Origin of the sequence: Paenibacillus dendritiformis, assembly GCF_021654795.1 — a bacterium.
Classification (GTDB): domain Bacteria; phylum Bacillota; class Bacilli; order Paenibacillales; family Paenibacillaceae; genus Paenibacillus_B.
This window is the reverse complement of the sequence record NZ_AP025344.1, coordinates 1,139,827-1,153,778: the sequence shown is the minus strand read 5'-3', so window position 1 is coordinate 1,153,778 and position 13,952 is coordinate 1,139,827. Positions and strand designations below refer to the sequence as shown.

Genomic DNA, 13,952 nt, shown 5'->3' with positions numbered 1-13,952 from the left:
CTAATCCCCTCACTGTAACGTAAATAACCGAAATGCGCGGGCGCGAAACATCGAAACGAATCCTATTGCTCCTCGCATATCCCCAGCCATGCATGGAATACGAACAATGCCCCTTCTTCCACCGGAACGGTGCGGATATCACCCTTCATCATGTGGACGAGCGATTTGCAGATCGCCAGTCCGAGGCCGCTCCCGCCATACTTGCGGTTCATCGAGGAATCCAGTTGGGAGAACGGCTGGAACAGCCCGTCCATTTTGTTTTCAGGAATGCCGACGCCTGAATCCTTCACTTCAAATTGAACTTTCACCCGCTCCCGGTCCTCCTCCCGCCGCCGCTCCGGCAGAAGGGAGATGCGGATCTCGACCTCGCCGCTGTCAGTGAATTTGACGGCGTTCCCGACCAGATTGACGAGAATCTGGCGCAGCCGGAACATGTCCCCGTAAAGACAATTCGGCACATCGGGAGCAATCGTGTACGTCAGCTTCAGATCGCGCTTGCTCGCTTCCGGCGTGAACAGCTCATACACTTCCGAGACGAGCGATGTGCAATCGAACGGGAATTCATCCAGCTCCAGCTTGCCCGACTCCATCTTCGTGAAGTCGAGGATGTTATTGATTGTCCGAATGAGCGCATCCGCGCTCTTCCGGATCATCTCGGCATAATTCCCCTGCTCGGGAGTGAGCTCGGTATCCATCAGCAGATCGACCATTCCGAGCACGCCGTTCATCGGAGTGCGGATCTCATGGCTCATCATAGCCAGGAACTGAGTTCTGGCGAGTGCGGCGCGTTCGGCGGCTTCCTTGGCCGCAGCCAGCTCGCGGTTCATCCGCTCCAGTTCCTGCGTCTTCTGGTGAAGGAGCATCTTCTGCGCTTGGAGCCGCTTCTGAGCCAAGAACATGCCGACGAAGCTGTGAATTTTGGACTTGAGAATATGGGGGACGAACGGCTTGATCATGTAATCGACCCCGCCGGCCGAGTAACCGGCGAAGAGATGCTCGGTCTCTTTGTAATTGGCGGATACGAAAATGATCGGGATGTTTTTCGTCTTTTCCCGCGCTTTAATCCACTTGGCAGTCTCGATGCCGTCCATGCCGGGCATTTGAACATCGAGGACGATGACCGCGAATTCGCTCTTCATCAGATGGCGCAGAGCTTCCTCGCCGGACGTCGCCTTGACGAGCCGGTAGCTCTCTTCGGACAAGACCGCCTCCAGCGCCAGCAAATTTTCAGGCCTGTCATCGACCAGCAGTATATTTATCGGTTCCAAGGCAGTCATCCGTATACCTCCTACCGTATTTTGCGATAAATCTTCTCGTTCCGATCCATCTCCTCATAGCGCGCTTCATGCACCGTAAAATGCAGCGATTCCTTGGCTCCGACAATGAGCACGCCAAGCGGTGCGAGACTCTCATAGAACAGCTCATGCACCCGGTTGCGCAGCGGTTCGTTGAAATAAATCATGACATTGCGGCAAAGAATGACATTGAACTCGTTGAAGGAACGGTCCGTCGCCAGATTATGCTCGGCAAAAATAATGTTTCTGCGCAAATAGGGATGAATAACGACGCCTTCTCCGGAGGCCGAGTAATATTCGGAGAAGGAACGGGTGCCGCCCGCTTCCATATAGTTTTTGGTGTACAATTTCATTTTGTCCAAGGGGCAGATGCCTTCCTTGGCTATGCGCAGCGATCGCGAATTCATATCGGTCGCATACAGTCTGGTCTTCTCGTACAGTCCTTCCTCGTGAAGAAGGATAGCCATCGAGTAGACCTCCTCCCCCGTAGAGCAGCCGGCATGCCAGATCCGGATGTACGGATAGGTTCGAAGCAGAGGGACGACAGTGCGGCGGAATGCGCTGAACATCTGGGGATCGCGGAACATCTCCGTCACCGGAATGGACAGGCTGTGCACGAGCCGCTGCAGGCTGTCCCGGTTATGAAGCACCCGGCTTTGCAATTCCGAGATCGTCTCGACCTGCTCGGCAAAGACTTGATGCCGGATCCGCCGCTGGAGAGAAGGAAAGGCATAGTCCCGAAAATCGTAACCATAGACCCGATAAATCCCCTCCAAGAGCAGCTCGATTTCCGCCCTCTCCCGATCCGAATCCTGAGGGCGCCGCTCCTCGCCGTTCCCTTCGTTATCTCTCCCTGTCATCTCCATCCCCCGCTCCTTCATGTCTGTGTCATCTTGAACAGAAAAGTCCATCTATTTATACAGCCAGACCCGCATCAGCGACAGCAGCTGATCCGTCTGGAACGGCTTGCTAACATAGTCGGAAGCCCCGGCTTCGATGCATTTGTTCCGGTCTTCCTTCATCGCCTTCGCGGTGAGGGCAATGATCGGGAGCTTCTCGAACGCAGGCATCTCCCGAATAAGGCGCATCGCCTCATAGCCGTCCATTTCCGGCATCATCATGTCCATCAGCACCAGGTCGAAATGCTCGGGATCCGCAGTCAACGCCTCGATGGCTTCTTGGCCATTCTCCGCGTAGATGATGTCCATATCGTACTGCTCCAGCACGCTGGACAGGGCGAACACGTTGCGCACATCGTCATCGACGAGCAGGATGCGCTTGCCTGCCAGCAACTGATCATTCGATGCCTGACCGCTCGCGCGCGCGCCCGCGTCCTCTTCCCCGGACCGGTTCAGCAGCATCATCGTCTCCTGAAGCAGCCGCTCCGGCGATTTCACGTCTTTGATAATGATGCTCCGGGCACGCTTCTTCAGCTCCAGTTCCTCCTTCTTGTCCAGCAGCTTGCCCGTATATACAATGACTGGAACCTTGCTCGACTCCTCGCGAACGCCCATGCGGTCGAGCAGCTCGAAGCCGTCCATGTCAGGCAGCAGCAGATCCAGCACCAGACCGTCGTACTTCGCGTCCGCCAGCGACTTCAGCGCCTCCGTGCCGGTCGAGACGGCATGCACTTCGACATCGGCGCCCTCGATGAGCGCGATCAGCGACTGCCGCTGCGGGCCGTCGTCTTCTACAATGAGCAGCTTCTTCCGTTCCGGCGGCCATACCCGATCCCGCTGCTCCCCGGCCGCGGCGGCCTCATGCCTCACCGCATTGTCCCACTCCCGGTGCGACGTCTTCCACGTGCGATCGGACGAAGCCGCCGGCTCTTTGTCCCGCGGCTCCTCTTCCGGCTGCGCTTCGGATGATCCTGCCGCTGGAGATGTTCCTGCCGGTGCCGATAATTCCTCCGCCGCTGACGCCATCGCCTTCTCGTTCCAATGCTCGATGAGGCGGACGTTGTCCTCCGCCGCTTCCGGCTGTCTGGTCGCCCGGATCGGCAAATAAAAGGTAAAGGTGCTGCCCTCATTCTCTTTGCTATCCACCGTAAGGGCTCCGCCGAGCAGGCGAGCCAGCTCCCGGCTGATGGACAGCCCCAGCCCGGCTCCGCCGTACTTGCGGCTGGTCGTGCCGTCCAGTTGCTGGAACGCTTCGAAGATCAGATCCTGCTTCTCCTCCGGAATTCCGATTCCGGTATCCGCGACCCGCATCGCGAAGAAAGGCATCCCCTCCTTGCGAATATGGGCCGGTATCTCCTCCGCCGCCGCCATGCCGATATGGAAGGCGACGCTTCCGCGGTTCGTGAATTTGACCGCATTGGACATGAGGTTGCGGATAATCTGCATAACCCGGTGCCCGTCGGTTACCAGACTGTCCGGCACGTCCTCATCCATATGAACCTCAAGCCGGAGGCCTTTTTGCGAAGCGATCTCGGAGAAGCTGTCGCGGATATAAGCGGTTAGCTCCGACAAATGCACCTTTTCAAAGTTCAACTGCATTTTGCCTGCGTCGACTTTGGACAGGTCCAAGATCTCGTCAATCATTTTCAACAGGTCCGATCCGGACATATGAATCGTACGTGCATACTCCATCTGCTTCTCCTCCAGATTGCCCTCCTTGTTCTCGGAGAGCAGCTGGGACAGAACGAGGAGGCTGTTGAGCGGCGTCCGCAATTCATGCGACATGTTCGCCAGGAATTCCGATTTGTACTTGGAAGCGAGCGCAAGCTGAAGCGCCTGGCGCTCCAGCTCCTTGCGGGCGCTCTCCAGTTCCTCGTTCTTCTCCTGGGTGGCCAGCATCTGCTCTTCCAGCGCGCGCGTCTTCGCGATCAGCTCCGTATTGTAATGCTCAAGCTCCTCCTGCTGGCGCTGCAGCATCTCCTCCGAGCGCTTCAGCGCCTCGGTCTGGGCTTCCAGATGCTCGTTCGAGCGCCGCATCTCCTCTTGCTGCGTCATCAGTTCCTCAGATTGGCACTGCAGCTCCTCCGTCAGCGCCTGCGATTCGCGCAGCAATTCCTCCACTCTGAGCCGTCCGGAAATCGTGTGAATGATGACCCCGAGCTTGTCAGCCAACTGATCGAGAAGCTGCTGCTCCTTCCTCGCCAGCGGCGACAAGGAAGCCAGCTCCAGCACGGCGATAACCGTAGATTCGAAGATGATGGGATAGACAATGAGCTCCACCGGATCCGTATCGCATATCCCGCTCTGGATGCGCAGCGAACTGTTTTTCAAATCATGAATATAGATCGGCTTCTCGTCCTGCGCGCACTGTCCGACCAAGCCTTCGCCGACGCGGAAGCCCGTCACGGCCTGAAGGCTGCCGGCGGCCGCATAAGCGCCGCACAGATGAAGCCAATCCGGGTTCTTCAGGTCATCCCGGATATAGAGCGCCCCGTACTGCGCCCCGAGCGTCGGGACGAACTCGCTCACGAACGTCTCCCCGACCTGGTTCAAGGTCGTCGCGCCGTTCAACAGCTCCGTCACGCGGGCGATGTTGGCGTCCATCCAGGCTTGCTCCTCCTGCGCCAGCCGGAACTGCTCCTCGCTCCGCTTCCGTCTCTCGATATCCTCGGCCATCTGCTTGAAGACATGGATGACTTCCCCGATCTCGTCATTCGTATCCGGTTCCAGCTTCTGAATGACGCGCATCCGTCCGCGGGCCAGACTCCGAATCATGACCGACATCGTATTCAGATTGCGCGTGACGCTGGGCATGACCCACAGCATGACCGCTACGGTCACGATAATGCCGAGCAGCATAATGACCGCCGTCCAGGTAAGGGCGGCTTCATACGTATCGGTCGCGGCCGTCACCTGATCTTCCATCATCGCTTCATGGTAGCGGGCCAGATCGCCCAGGCTGTCCAGCAAATCGTTCTGATAATCAAGCCCGTATTCATTGCGGAGCTGGTTCGCTTGCTCATACTCATTCTTCATGCTCAGCCGAATCGCATCGGTCACGAATTGGTCGTAGCGGCCCCAATCGTCAAGCGCCGCCTCGACCAGCTGCTTCTCCTCGGCCTTGGCCGCTTTGCGGGTCAGCTCTTCCAGGGAACGGTTGACCCGCTCCTTGAAGCCGTCGACCTTATCCAGCACTTCTCTGCCGCTCTGATCGGCTTTGTCCGGATTGAGCAGCTCGGTTACCAGATCGCGAGCGATCGCATTGGCATCGTCCCGCGTCGTCAGCGCGAGTTCAACCTTCCGGAAGCTGTCCCGGTAGAAATGATCCAGATCCTGCTTCAGGCCCCCCATCCGGGCAAAGGAATACCAGCCCAGCGAGAGAATGATGATCATGAACATGACATAGCCGATGATGAGCTTCGTTCGCAGCTTCAACGCCTGCTCCCCCTCTGTCTAATGAATGTCGACCCATACGAGGCATTTATCGTCCTCGCTCTCTTCTCCCGGCGGATGAAGCAGCTCCTCCCAGGCTGCGCTTTTCAAGGAAGATTCCTGCTTCAACAGCGCTCCCATCCGCTCCATGGCGCTCTCCACGGTTGCGCCTGCCGTTTCCAGCAGCCCGTCGGTATACAGCGCGATTCGCGCCCGCGAGTCGAATCTCAGCGCATGGGTATCTACTTCCAGCTCGGCGAACATGCCGACAGGATAGCCTGTCGATTCCAGCGTCACCATCCGGCCGTCCTCCATCATGACGATCCCCGGCGGGTGGCCCGCATTGGCATATTGAATCGTGCGCTCATTCGTATCCACGACGACATAGAGCGCCGTCATATAATACAGCATCAAATTCCCGTTCATATGAAGCTGGTGGAACTTCGTGTTCAACCGCTTCAGCACCATGTCCGGCTGCTCGGTCTGCACCACCGCGTCCCTCAGGACCGAGGCGATGAACATGCACAGCAGCGCGGAGGAGACCCCATGCCCCATCATGTCGATAATCATGATGCCGTACCGGCCTTCCCCCAGCTTGAACCAGGCATACAGATCTCCAGCCAGCTCCTCGGACGGCTGATAGAGGGCGTCTATCGTAATCCGCTCGTCGGAGAGCGGCTCCGTGAGCACCGACGTCTGCACCCGGGCGGCGAGCCTCAGCTCCTCCCGGATATGGCGGTCGCGTTCCTTATGCCAGTCCTTCTCCTGCTTCAAGCGAAGGGCCAGCCGGATGCGGGCGAGCAACTCGATGCGGTTAATCGGCTTCGTCACATAGTCCGCCGCTCCCGCGTCCAGCGCTTCGGCCAGCATATGCGAATCGCCGATCGCCGTCACGATAATGATCGGAATATCCCGCAGCTCCGAATACTGCTGAATGGTCCGGCACGCCTCTAGCCCGTCAATCTCGGGCATCATCATATCCAGCAAAATAAGATCAATGTCCGGCACATAGAGCGGACCTACCGGTCCTTCCAGGCCCAGCACTTCGTACATTTCCCGCGCCGATGAGGCGGACTGCACCCCCGTATAGCCCGCCTTGCGAAGGATCTCCCGAATCAGCATGACATTGGTCGGATTATCGTCGACAACAAGTACGTTCAACATCCTTCTCCTCCCCTCAATCGACAGCATTCCACTGCCCGAACACTTACAATCTCTACCTCCAATATAACGGAAACGCGGCCGCTTTCGCACCCCTTTTTCTGGCATAGGATCCAATGGCATTCCCGTTCAGATCGGAAAAGCCGGCTAACGTAACCGTTAGTCCGGCTGGATAACTAGCTTCGTTGTCTCCATAGCTGCCATGCGCGTATTCCTAGATCGACCCAGGACTTCCAATCGTCCCCGCCCTGCTTCGCCCGCGCTCCCGGTTGCGGGTCGGCGGCCGGGACCGGCATCGCGGAACGGGCGCTTGCTCCGAGCGCTCCGTCCTGCCGCGGCGCAGCAGCCTCTCCGCCCGGATAGGTGCCCGCCGCGTTCTCCGGCCGGCCTGCCGAGGCTGGCTCGTCCCGGCGCTTCTTCTCGAACCGGCTGGCCGCTCTGCGGACGCCGCTGACCAGGCCGACCGATATCTGCTTCGCGGCCAGCGTCAATTCATTCAAGGCTTCTCCGGCATTCTGGACCGAATCGGCCACAGGCTCGATCTTCTTCAATTGTCCCTGCAACTCCTCGGTCATGTGATTGGCATTCCGCGCGATCGCCTGCAGATCCCCGCTCAGCATCTGCACGGTCTGCTGCACATCCTCCAGCGTCCTGGCCGCCTTGTCCAACGACTGCTTGGCCGACCGCAGCGTCTGAATCAGGAAGACGACAAGCACTGCAAAGGCCAGCGCCGCAATCAACGCGCTGATTTCAACTAGCATAACATCTCCGCCTTTCTCTCTCTCTGTTCTAAATGTGAACCCAAGCATCTATTTGCAAAACGGATGTGCATGTTGCCCATGAAATCATCCATTTAGTACCCGTCTTGTCCGCTTGTGAAACAGTTATCTCGCTGGTGTTTCATTCCGGCTGGAGGCCGGTTATTCATCCTTAGCTTCACAATGGGTCCATCGGCCGGTGAGCATCCATGCAAGCATTAGCCCATTAATCTGCCAAAGGAGTGGAAACCGATGCTAAGATGGTCCGTCATCTTTTTGATTATCGCGATCGTAGCCGGGATATTCGGGTTTTTCGGCATTGTGGATGCCGCGGCGTCCATTGCCAAGTTCCTGTTCTTCCTGTTCCTGATTCTGTTCGTCATCTCCCTGTTCACGGGACGAAGAACGCCATAGCGATGCGGCGCGCAGCCGCGTCGGTTCCCCAACTAATAAAGGACGCCTTCCGACGAAGAAGGCGTCCTTTGTATTGTATCGCATTTGCGGGCAAAAAAGTGTGAAAGCTTGTTCATATTTTCCATGCGGCACACCGGCTATATGTCCTCGCGATGCGCCTGGCGCTCCGCATAGAACCGCTTGCGGTTCCATTGGCCGAGCCAGCGGGAGGACAGAACCCCGGCCGTCATCGAGCCGTTCACGTTCAAGGCCGTCCGCCCCATGTCAATCAGCGGCTCGACGGTAATCAGCAGCCCCGCCAGCGCCACCGGCAAGTTCATCGAAGACAACACGATCAGCGCGGCGAAGGTCGCTCCTCCCCCGACCCCGGCGACGCCGAACGAGCTGATGGCCACGACCGCAACCAATTGGAGCAGAAAACCGAGGCTGTAAGGATCGATACCCGCGCTCGGGGCGATCATCACGGCCAGCATCGCCGGATAGATGCCGGCGCAGCCATTCTGCCCCATCGAGGCGCCGAACGAGGCGCTGAAATTGGCGAAGCTCTCCGGCACGCCGAGCCGGTTGACCTGCATCTCCACGTTGATCGGAATCGATCCTGCACTCGTGCGGGAGGTGAACGCGAAGACGAGCGCCGGCAGCGCGCCGGTCACGTACCGAATCGGCGAGATGCCGGACAGCGCCAAGAATAGCAGATGCAGACAGAACATAATCCCGATCGCCACATACGAAGCGATGACGAATTTCCCGAGCTTCCATATCTCCGCCGGCGTTGTCGTGGCGACCACGACGGCCATCAGCGCCAGCACGCCATACGGAGTCAGCCTCAGCACCAGCGTGACCATCCGCATGACGACGGCGTGCAGCGCGTCGATAATGGACATGAAGGCGGCCCCCGCTTCCGGCTTCTTCCGCATTACGCCAAGCGCGGCCACCCCGGCAAAAGCCGCGAAAATGACGACGGCGATCGTCGAGGTCCGCCGCTGCCCCGTCATGTCGAGGAACGGGTTGGCCGGAATGAATTCAATAATTTGCTGCGGCAGCGTCATCTCGCTGACTTCGCCCAGCTTGCTGTCCAAATAATTGCCGCGCTCAATCTCCTGCTTGCCCGCCTCGATCTCGAACGAGGACAACTGAAAGACGAGGGCCGTGACGATTCCGGCCACGGCGGCCACGGCGGTCGTGCCTATCAGGATGCCGATGATGGAAGCGCTCATCTTGCCTACCCCCGCCTTGGCCTTCACATGAATGATAGCGGAGATGATGGATACGATAATGAGCGGCATGACGACCATTTGCAGCAGCCGGACATAGCCGACGCCGACAATCTCGAACCAGTCGGCCGCCCGCTCCACCACGGCGCTGTCCGGGCCATGAAGCCACTGCAGCGCCGCCCCGTAGACCACGCCGAGACCAAGACCCGCGAATACCCGCTTCGTAAAAGAAACATGCTTGCGCTGCATGCGGTACAGCAGCGCTACCAGGCCGAGCATAATGAGGGCGTGAACCGCTGCCCACCATCCGACTGTCATCTCTAATCACTCCTTCGTCCGCCGACGATTCAAATCGCTGGAGCAGCCGCTTGCCGTTCCCCTGCGTTTTTATTACTGCCCAATTCGGGAACAGTTATCCAGCGCAGGCAACCCGATGCATCCGATGAAGGGGCTTCAATGAAGGGGCGCGGGCGTTTTTATCTGGCCAAGGACAGCCCCAGCTTCATCACCCACCCGTCGGCATGAAAATCGAACTTTTTGACCTTCACCCAATCCGGCAGCTCCGCCGCGATCGGGAACTCCATCGGCTTCAGGTTCAGCCAGGACTCCGGAATCTCCCAGCCCTTTATGCGCACCGACTGCGGAACCGCGCGCACGCTCTGCCGCTCCGGGTTCCATTCCATCTCATAGAGAATGTTCGCCTCGGCCCGGATGCCCGGGAACGGCTCCATCTGCACCTGCGCCTCCAGGCCGCCCGGTTGAAGATGAATCCGCATGCCGTCCAGCTTCCACAATTTCATGTACGATCGGTACGGCTCCGTTTTCTGCATCCCTTGCACCGCCAGCGCATTGATCTCGTCCTCGTTCAACTGCAGGGACAAGGAACGGTTCTTCACCATCTGCTCCAGCTTGCCGAGGATCGAGACCTCGACGTGGCCCGGCCACCCTATCTTGTCAGCCGGCCTAATATAGAATATGACAGCAACGCTTGCGATAATCACGAATAAGATCAGGAAGGCAATCGTTCTCCCCAGCCATTTCCATCCTTTTTTCATGCAATCTCCTCCCTCTCCTTTCTATTTAACCAGCGGGAAGGCTCTGTTTCAAATCGAATTGCCCACGGTTACATAGTGTACAAGCAAGTATGAGATATACGGCGTCACGTATATCTCATCGCTGTAAACCATACCATTGTATAACCATGAGAGAGGAGAATTCAATGATGAAGAAATTATCGGCAGTCTTGGCATTGACCGCAGCCCTGAGCGCTTTCCCGGCTGCGGCGGCATGGGCCGCGGATTCTGAGGGACACGCGGTTCCCGGCGAGGTCGGGAAGCCGACGAACCAGATCGATCTCGATGAGTCCGTCCCGTTCTATACGTTTCCGGGCGGGAAGAAGATGGGGGCTTTGGGGCCCCAGGTCGTTAATATTGAAGAATCGGTCGTGGATCAGGACAACCGGACATGGCACAGAGCACTGACCTGGATCGGATACGGCTACTTCAAGGATCCGAACGCTTCCTACAAGACGATCGGCCTGCCTGACAAAACGGTCTTCTACGATAAAGTCAACGGCAAGCGGCTTGGAGTGCTCAGCCGCCAGACCGTGAACGTAATCAATGAACAGGTCGACGACTCCGGGTTCGTCTGGTATCAGCTTCATACGTACAAGGGCAAGGCCTGGGTCATATCCCCAACCGAGGAGAAGCAGAAGGCGAAGCTGACGAAGACGACGGCGCTGTATGACCAAGTCAATGGCCGCAAGGCAGGCGCCCTCTCCCCGCAGACGGTGAACGTGTCGGAGGTCCGGTACGACGGGAATAACCAGCGGTGGGCCAAGGTGTTCACCTGGAAAGGCGACTTGTGGATGAAGTGGTAACATACATAGGAGGCGATGCCGTCAGGGCATCGCCTCTTGTCGTTGAAAGCGGGCAGTCTACGGCAGCAGCGGCCCGCAGCATTGCTTGAATTTGCGCCCGCTGCCGCATACGCAAGGTTGGTTGCGGGCGGGAAGCGGACGGCCGCTCCCCCGGAGCCGCAGCAGCTCCTGCAAGCGGATCTTCCGGCCCAGCGTGGCAATGCGCTCGCCCGCATGGGCATACAGCATCCGGTAGCTCTCGCAGAAATAGTCGGTATGGCCTTCCCATAATCCGTCCCGGCCGATCCGGTTGCGGGGACATCCGCCATGACAGTAGCGCCAATATTCGCATGCGCGGCAAGCATCCGGCACCTCCTGCTTCATCTGATGGAATTGCTGCCAGCTCGGATGGCGGGACAAGGAGGCCAGCCGGCCGGTGCCGACATTGCCCAGCCGGTAGCGTTCGTGCAGGAAGAAGTCGCACGGATAGGCGTCCCCGTTCGGCTCCAATACGAGCGCCGAGGGACAGGATTCGCGATGAGTGCACATTTCCGGCTCCAGACCCAGTTCGGCCTGAAGGACATTGTCGAACATCCGGACGGAGAAGAGCGGCTCGCCGCCGTTGTACCATTTATCGAAAGCTTCGCATAGAAATTGTCCGTACTGCTCCGGCGTGATCGCATAGATCCCGGGCGCGTCGGCATTCTGAGAGCGGAAATCCATGCACGGTATGAACTGGACATGCGTAAACCGCTCCCCCGCAAAGTAATCCATCAGCGCGGCCGCCTCGCCCACATTATCCTCGTGAATGACGGTCAGAATATTATAATCCACGCCTGCCTGGCGCAAATATTCGATTCCGCGCATGACCGCTTGATAGGAGCCGGCTCCCGATCCGGTGACGCGGTGCTTGTCGTGAATCGGCTGCGGTCCGTCCAGACTTACCCCGATCAAGAAGGCGTATTGCTTGAAAAAGGCCGCCCATTCCGCATCGATCAGGGTGCCGTTCGTCTGCAGCGCATTGCTGATCACGGTGCGCGGCGGCGCATAGGCCGCCTGCAGCCGGACGACCTGCTCGAAGAAGGACTTGCCCGCGAGCAGCGGTTCCCCCCCTTGCCAGGCAAAAGAAGCGACCCCCTGCGATTGCTCCATCCATTGGCGGATGAACGTATCCAGCACCTCGTCGTCAATCCGCTGAATCGCATGGCCGGGCCGACCCTGGCAGGAACTGTAGTAACAGTAATCGCATGCGAGATTGCAATCCTCGGATACGGTCTTCCACATGACTCCAGTGAATGGCTGGCGGGCGATGTCTCTCACGTCAACGTTCATATCCCGTGCCCCCTTACTCTATAGATGCGGCCTGCGTCACCGGCTGTCGCATCTACAATATCCTTATTTTTGAACGATTCGCTAGGAACAAGGTCATATGCCGGCGGGTGCATACGCCCCGGATCGCCATCTCGCCCGTGCTCCATCAATGCAATTCGGGGGATCGGTCAAAAATTCTGCGAATCTGAGCTATCACCCAGACGGCCGATACGATAATCATCATGTCGAAGCTGACGTTGAACAGGAACAAATGCTTGCCCAGATCCGCCTCGCCATCCCCCACCAGCGGCACCGCCACCGCGATCATGGCTACGAAGCCGATGGCCAGCGCCGCATCGACCACCTGCTTCCCGTAGCGTCTGCGGGTATATTCCCTGAGCCCAACACCTATATATAGAAGGAAAAAAACGAGATAAAAAGCAAAGCGCTGCGGGATCAGGTCCTTCTTCGTCTCGCTCCAGACGCTGTATGTATACGACAGGGCGCCCCGAGGCTTGCCGGCCTCTTGCTCATAGTTGCCCAGATAGTACGGCCGAATCATCGCCGCTTGGGACGAGGCGGCCTCCAGCTTATCGATCATCCGCCCGGGATGGCGCATATAGTATGCGGCCACATCGACATGCCCGAGCCGGGAGTAGACATGCTCCGTTAATTCCGGATCGTCCTGCCGGATCGGCACGTCCTTCTGGAAATAATTCGTCCCGGCAAGCGGGGCGAACTTCTCCGGGATGCCCAACTCTGCCAGATCTCTCTCCACATGAGGCGAGTCCTTCAATATTCCGTAAAATATCGTCTGGTACAGGTTAATCTGCTTCAGCTCCTGCGGGGCATAGGCATACATCAATACGGAGATCGCCAGTATCGAGGCCGAGCCGGCAATGACCGTGCTCCTCCAGCTCCGCTCCGGGCGATTCCGGTATATCCGGCAAGCGAAAAGGATGAAGACGAGGCCGATCGGCGCGTTCTGCAGCTTGGATGCGGATAGAATCAGGACAGAGATGAAGAACAGAACGAGCCAGCCGATGGAAGGCTTGCGCCGCGATGCCAGCACGAAGGACGTTCCGGATGCGAGAAGCAGGAAGATGAGGGAGACCGGCTCGCCGAAAAAAGACTGAAAATACGCCACATAGCCAATATCGAAGAAAATAAACAGCAGGCAGAGGGCGACGGTCACCTGCAGCCAGCGCTGTCCGGAACAGGCGTGCCGGACAATAAGGAACAGCGCCGCCAGCAGCAGGACGGCGTAGATCGTCCCCATCGCCACCAGCGGGAACGAAGCGGAGCTCCATGCCCGCCCGAGCAGCCCGGCCAGGAAGACGAACAGCGCTTGGGATGACCAATAGTTCACGGAGAAGGGGCCGTAGTCATAGTGCGAGTGGCTGTATCCGAAATATTTTTGTTCATAGGTGAATTTGTCGCTCAGCGGGGCAATGCCGCCGCTGCCCACAATTCGTTCGAAATCGCCATTGTTCGCGACTCCGATGAACGGGGGAATGAACAGAATCACGATGAGAATAAGCGCGCCTATTCCCATGGCTCCCCACGTTACCCAGTCTTTCTGCTTCATGCATGAATCACTCTCCCGTGTG

Annotated in this window: 11 protein-coding genes; 2 read left to right on the top strand and 9 right to left on the bottom strand. The window is 58.1% G+C overall.

Annotation, left to right across the window (positions count from 1 at the left end; translation table 11 throughout):
• Window positions 1-62: 62 nt before the first annotated feature.
• The 5 genes from L6439_RS04940 to L6439_RS04920 all read right to left on the bottom strand — a co-directional run bounded on the left by L6439_RS04940 (window position 63) and on the right by L6439_RS04920 (window position 7,548).
• The gene (locus tag L6439_RS04940; protein WP_168181627.1) at window positions 63-1,277 is read right to left on the bottom strand and encodes an ATP-binding protein; all 1,215 of its coding nucleotides are present in this window, start codon (window positions 1,275-1,277) and stop codon (window positions 63-65) included.
• An 11-nt stretch (window positions 1,278-1,288) separates the two neighbouring features.
• Window positions 1,289-2,155: a CheR family methyltransferase gene (locus tag L6439_RS04935; RefSeq protein ID WP_168181639.1), complete on the bottom strand. Its 867-nt coding sequence runs from the start codon at window positions 2,153-2,155 to the stop codon at window positions 1,289-1,291.
• A gap of 51 nt (window positions 2,156-2,206) precedes the next feature.
• Window positions 2,207-5,629, bottom strand: a complete 3,423-nt coding sequence (locus L6439_RS04930) for a response regulator (protein ID WP_213471469.1) — start codon at window positions 5,627-5,629, stop codon at window positions 2,207-2,209.
• An 18-nt stretch (window positions 5,630-5,647) separates the two neighbouring features.
• Window positions 5,648-6,787 carry a SpoIIE family protein phosphatase gene (locus L6439_RS04925; RefSeq protein WP_168181640.1) on the bottom strand — a complete coding sequence of 380 codons (1,140 nt, stop codon included), beginning with the start codon at window positions 6,785-6,787 and terminating at the stop codon, window positions 5,648-5,650.
• 176 nt (window positions 6,788-6,963) lie between these two features.
• Window positions 6,964-7,548, bottom strand: coding sequence for a DUF948 domain-containing protein (locus tag L6439_RS04920; protein ID WP_213471468.1), 585 nt, complete (start codon window positions 7,546-7,548; stop codon window positions 6,964-6,966).
• Between the two features lie 249 nt (window positions 7,549-7,797).
• Here L6439_RS04920 and L6439_RS04915 point away from each other — a divergent pair, with 249 nt between their 5' ends.
• Window positions 7,798-7,959, top strand: a complete 162-nt coding sequence (locus L6439_RS04915; protein WP_168181630.1) for a DUF1328 domain-containing protein — start codon at window positions 7,798-7,800, stop codon at window positions 7,957-7,959.
• 137 nt (window positions 7,960-8,096) lie between these two features.
• Here L6439_RS04915 and L6439_RS04910 read toward each other — a convergent pair whose 3' ends face one another.
• A complete protein-coding gene (locus L6439_RS04910; protein WP_213471467.1) occupies window positions 8,097-9,491 on the bottom strand; it encodes an L-cystine transporter in 1,395 nt (464 codons plus the stop codon).
• Between the two features lie 158 nt (window positions 9,492-9,649).
• Window positions 9,650-10,228 (bottom strand): hypothetical protein, encoded by a 579-nt coding sequence (locus tag L6439_RS04905; RefSeq protein WP_213471466.1) that lies wholly within the window; start codon window positions 10,226-10,228, stop codon window positions 9,650-9,652.
• A 164-nt stretch (window positions 10,229-10,392) separates the two neighbouring features.
• Between L6439_RS04905 and L6439_RS04900 the strand changes: the two genes are divergently transcribed.
• Window positions 10,393-11,052, top strand: a complete 660-nt coding sequence (locus L6439_RS04900; RefSeq protein ID WP_237096749.1) for a hypothetical protein — start codon at window positions 10,393-10,395, stop codon at window positions 11,050-11,052.
• Window positions 11,053-11,109: 57 nt separating this feature from the next.
• On the opposite strand, the gene L6439_RS04895 is transcribed toward L6439_RS04900, so the two are convergent.
• Window positions 11,110-12,363: an anaerobic sulfatase maturase gene (locus L6439_RS04895; RefSeq protein WP_213471464.1), complete on the bottom strand. Its 1,254-nt coding sequence runs from the start codon at window positions 12,361-12,363 to the stop codon at window positions 11,110-11,112.
• 145 nt (window positions 12,364-12,508) lie between these two features.
• Entirely contained in the window at window positions 12,509-13,930 is a 1,422-nt protein-coding gene (gene wsfD, locus L6439_RS04890; protein ID WP_213471463.1) for a glycan biosynthesis hexose transferase WsfD, read from the bottom strand.
• Window positions 13,931-13,952: the final 22 nt, after the last annotated feature.

Coding starts and splice junctions, on each gene's coding strand:
- L6439_RS04940 (WP_168181627.1), bottom strand. CDS start 1,277: ATGACTGCCTTGGAACCGATAAATATACTGCTGGTCGATGACAGGCCT.
- L6439_RS04935 (WP_168181639.1), bottom strand. CDS start 2,155: ATGACAGGGAGAGATAACGAAGGGAACGGCGAGGAGCGGCGCCCTCAG.
- L6439_RS04920 (WP_213471468.1), bottom strand. CDS start 7,548: ATGCTAGTTGAAATCAGCGCGTTGATTGCGGCGCTGGCCTTTGCAGTG.
- L6439_RS04915 (WP_168181630.1), top strand. CDS start 7,798: ATGCTAAGATGGTCCGTCATCTTTTTGATTATCGCGATCGTAGCCGGG.
- L6439_RS04910 (WP_213471467.1), bottom strand. CDS start 9,491: ATGACAGTCGGATGGTGGGCAGCGGTTCACGCCCTCATTATGCTCGGC.
- L6439_RS04905 (WP_213471466.1), bottom strand. CDS start 10,228: ATGAAAAAAGGATGGAAATGGCTGGGGAGAACGATTGCCTTCCTGATC.
- L6439_RS04900 (WP_237096749.1), top strand. CDS start 10,393: ATGATGAAGAAATTATCGGCAGTCTTGGCATTGACCGCAGCCCTGAGC.
- L6439_RS04895 (WP_213471464.1), bottom strand. CDS start 12,363: ATGAACGTTGACGTGAGAGACATCGCCCGCCAGCCATTCACTGGAGTC.
- wsfD (WP_213471463.1), bottom strand. CDS start 13,930: ATGAAGCAGAAAGACTGGGTAACGTGGGGAGCCATGGGAATAGGCGCG.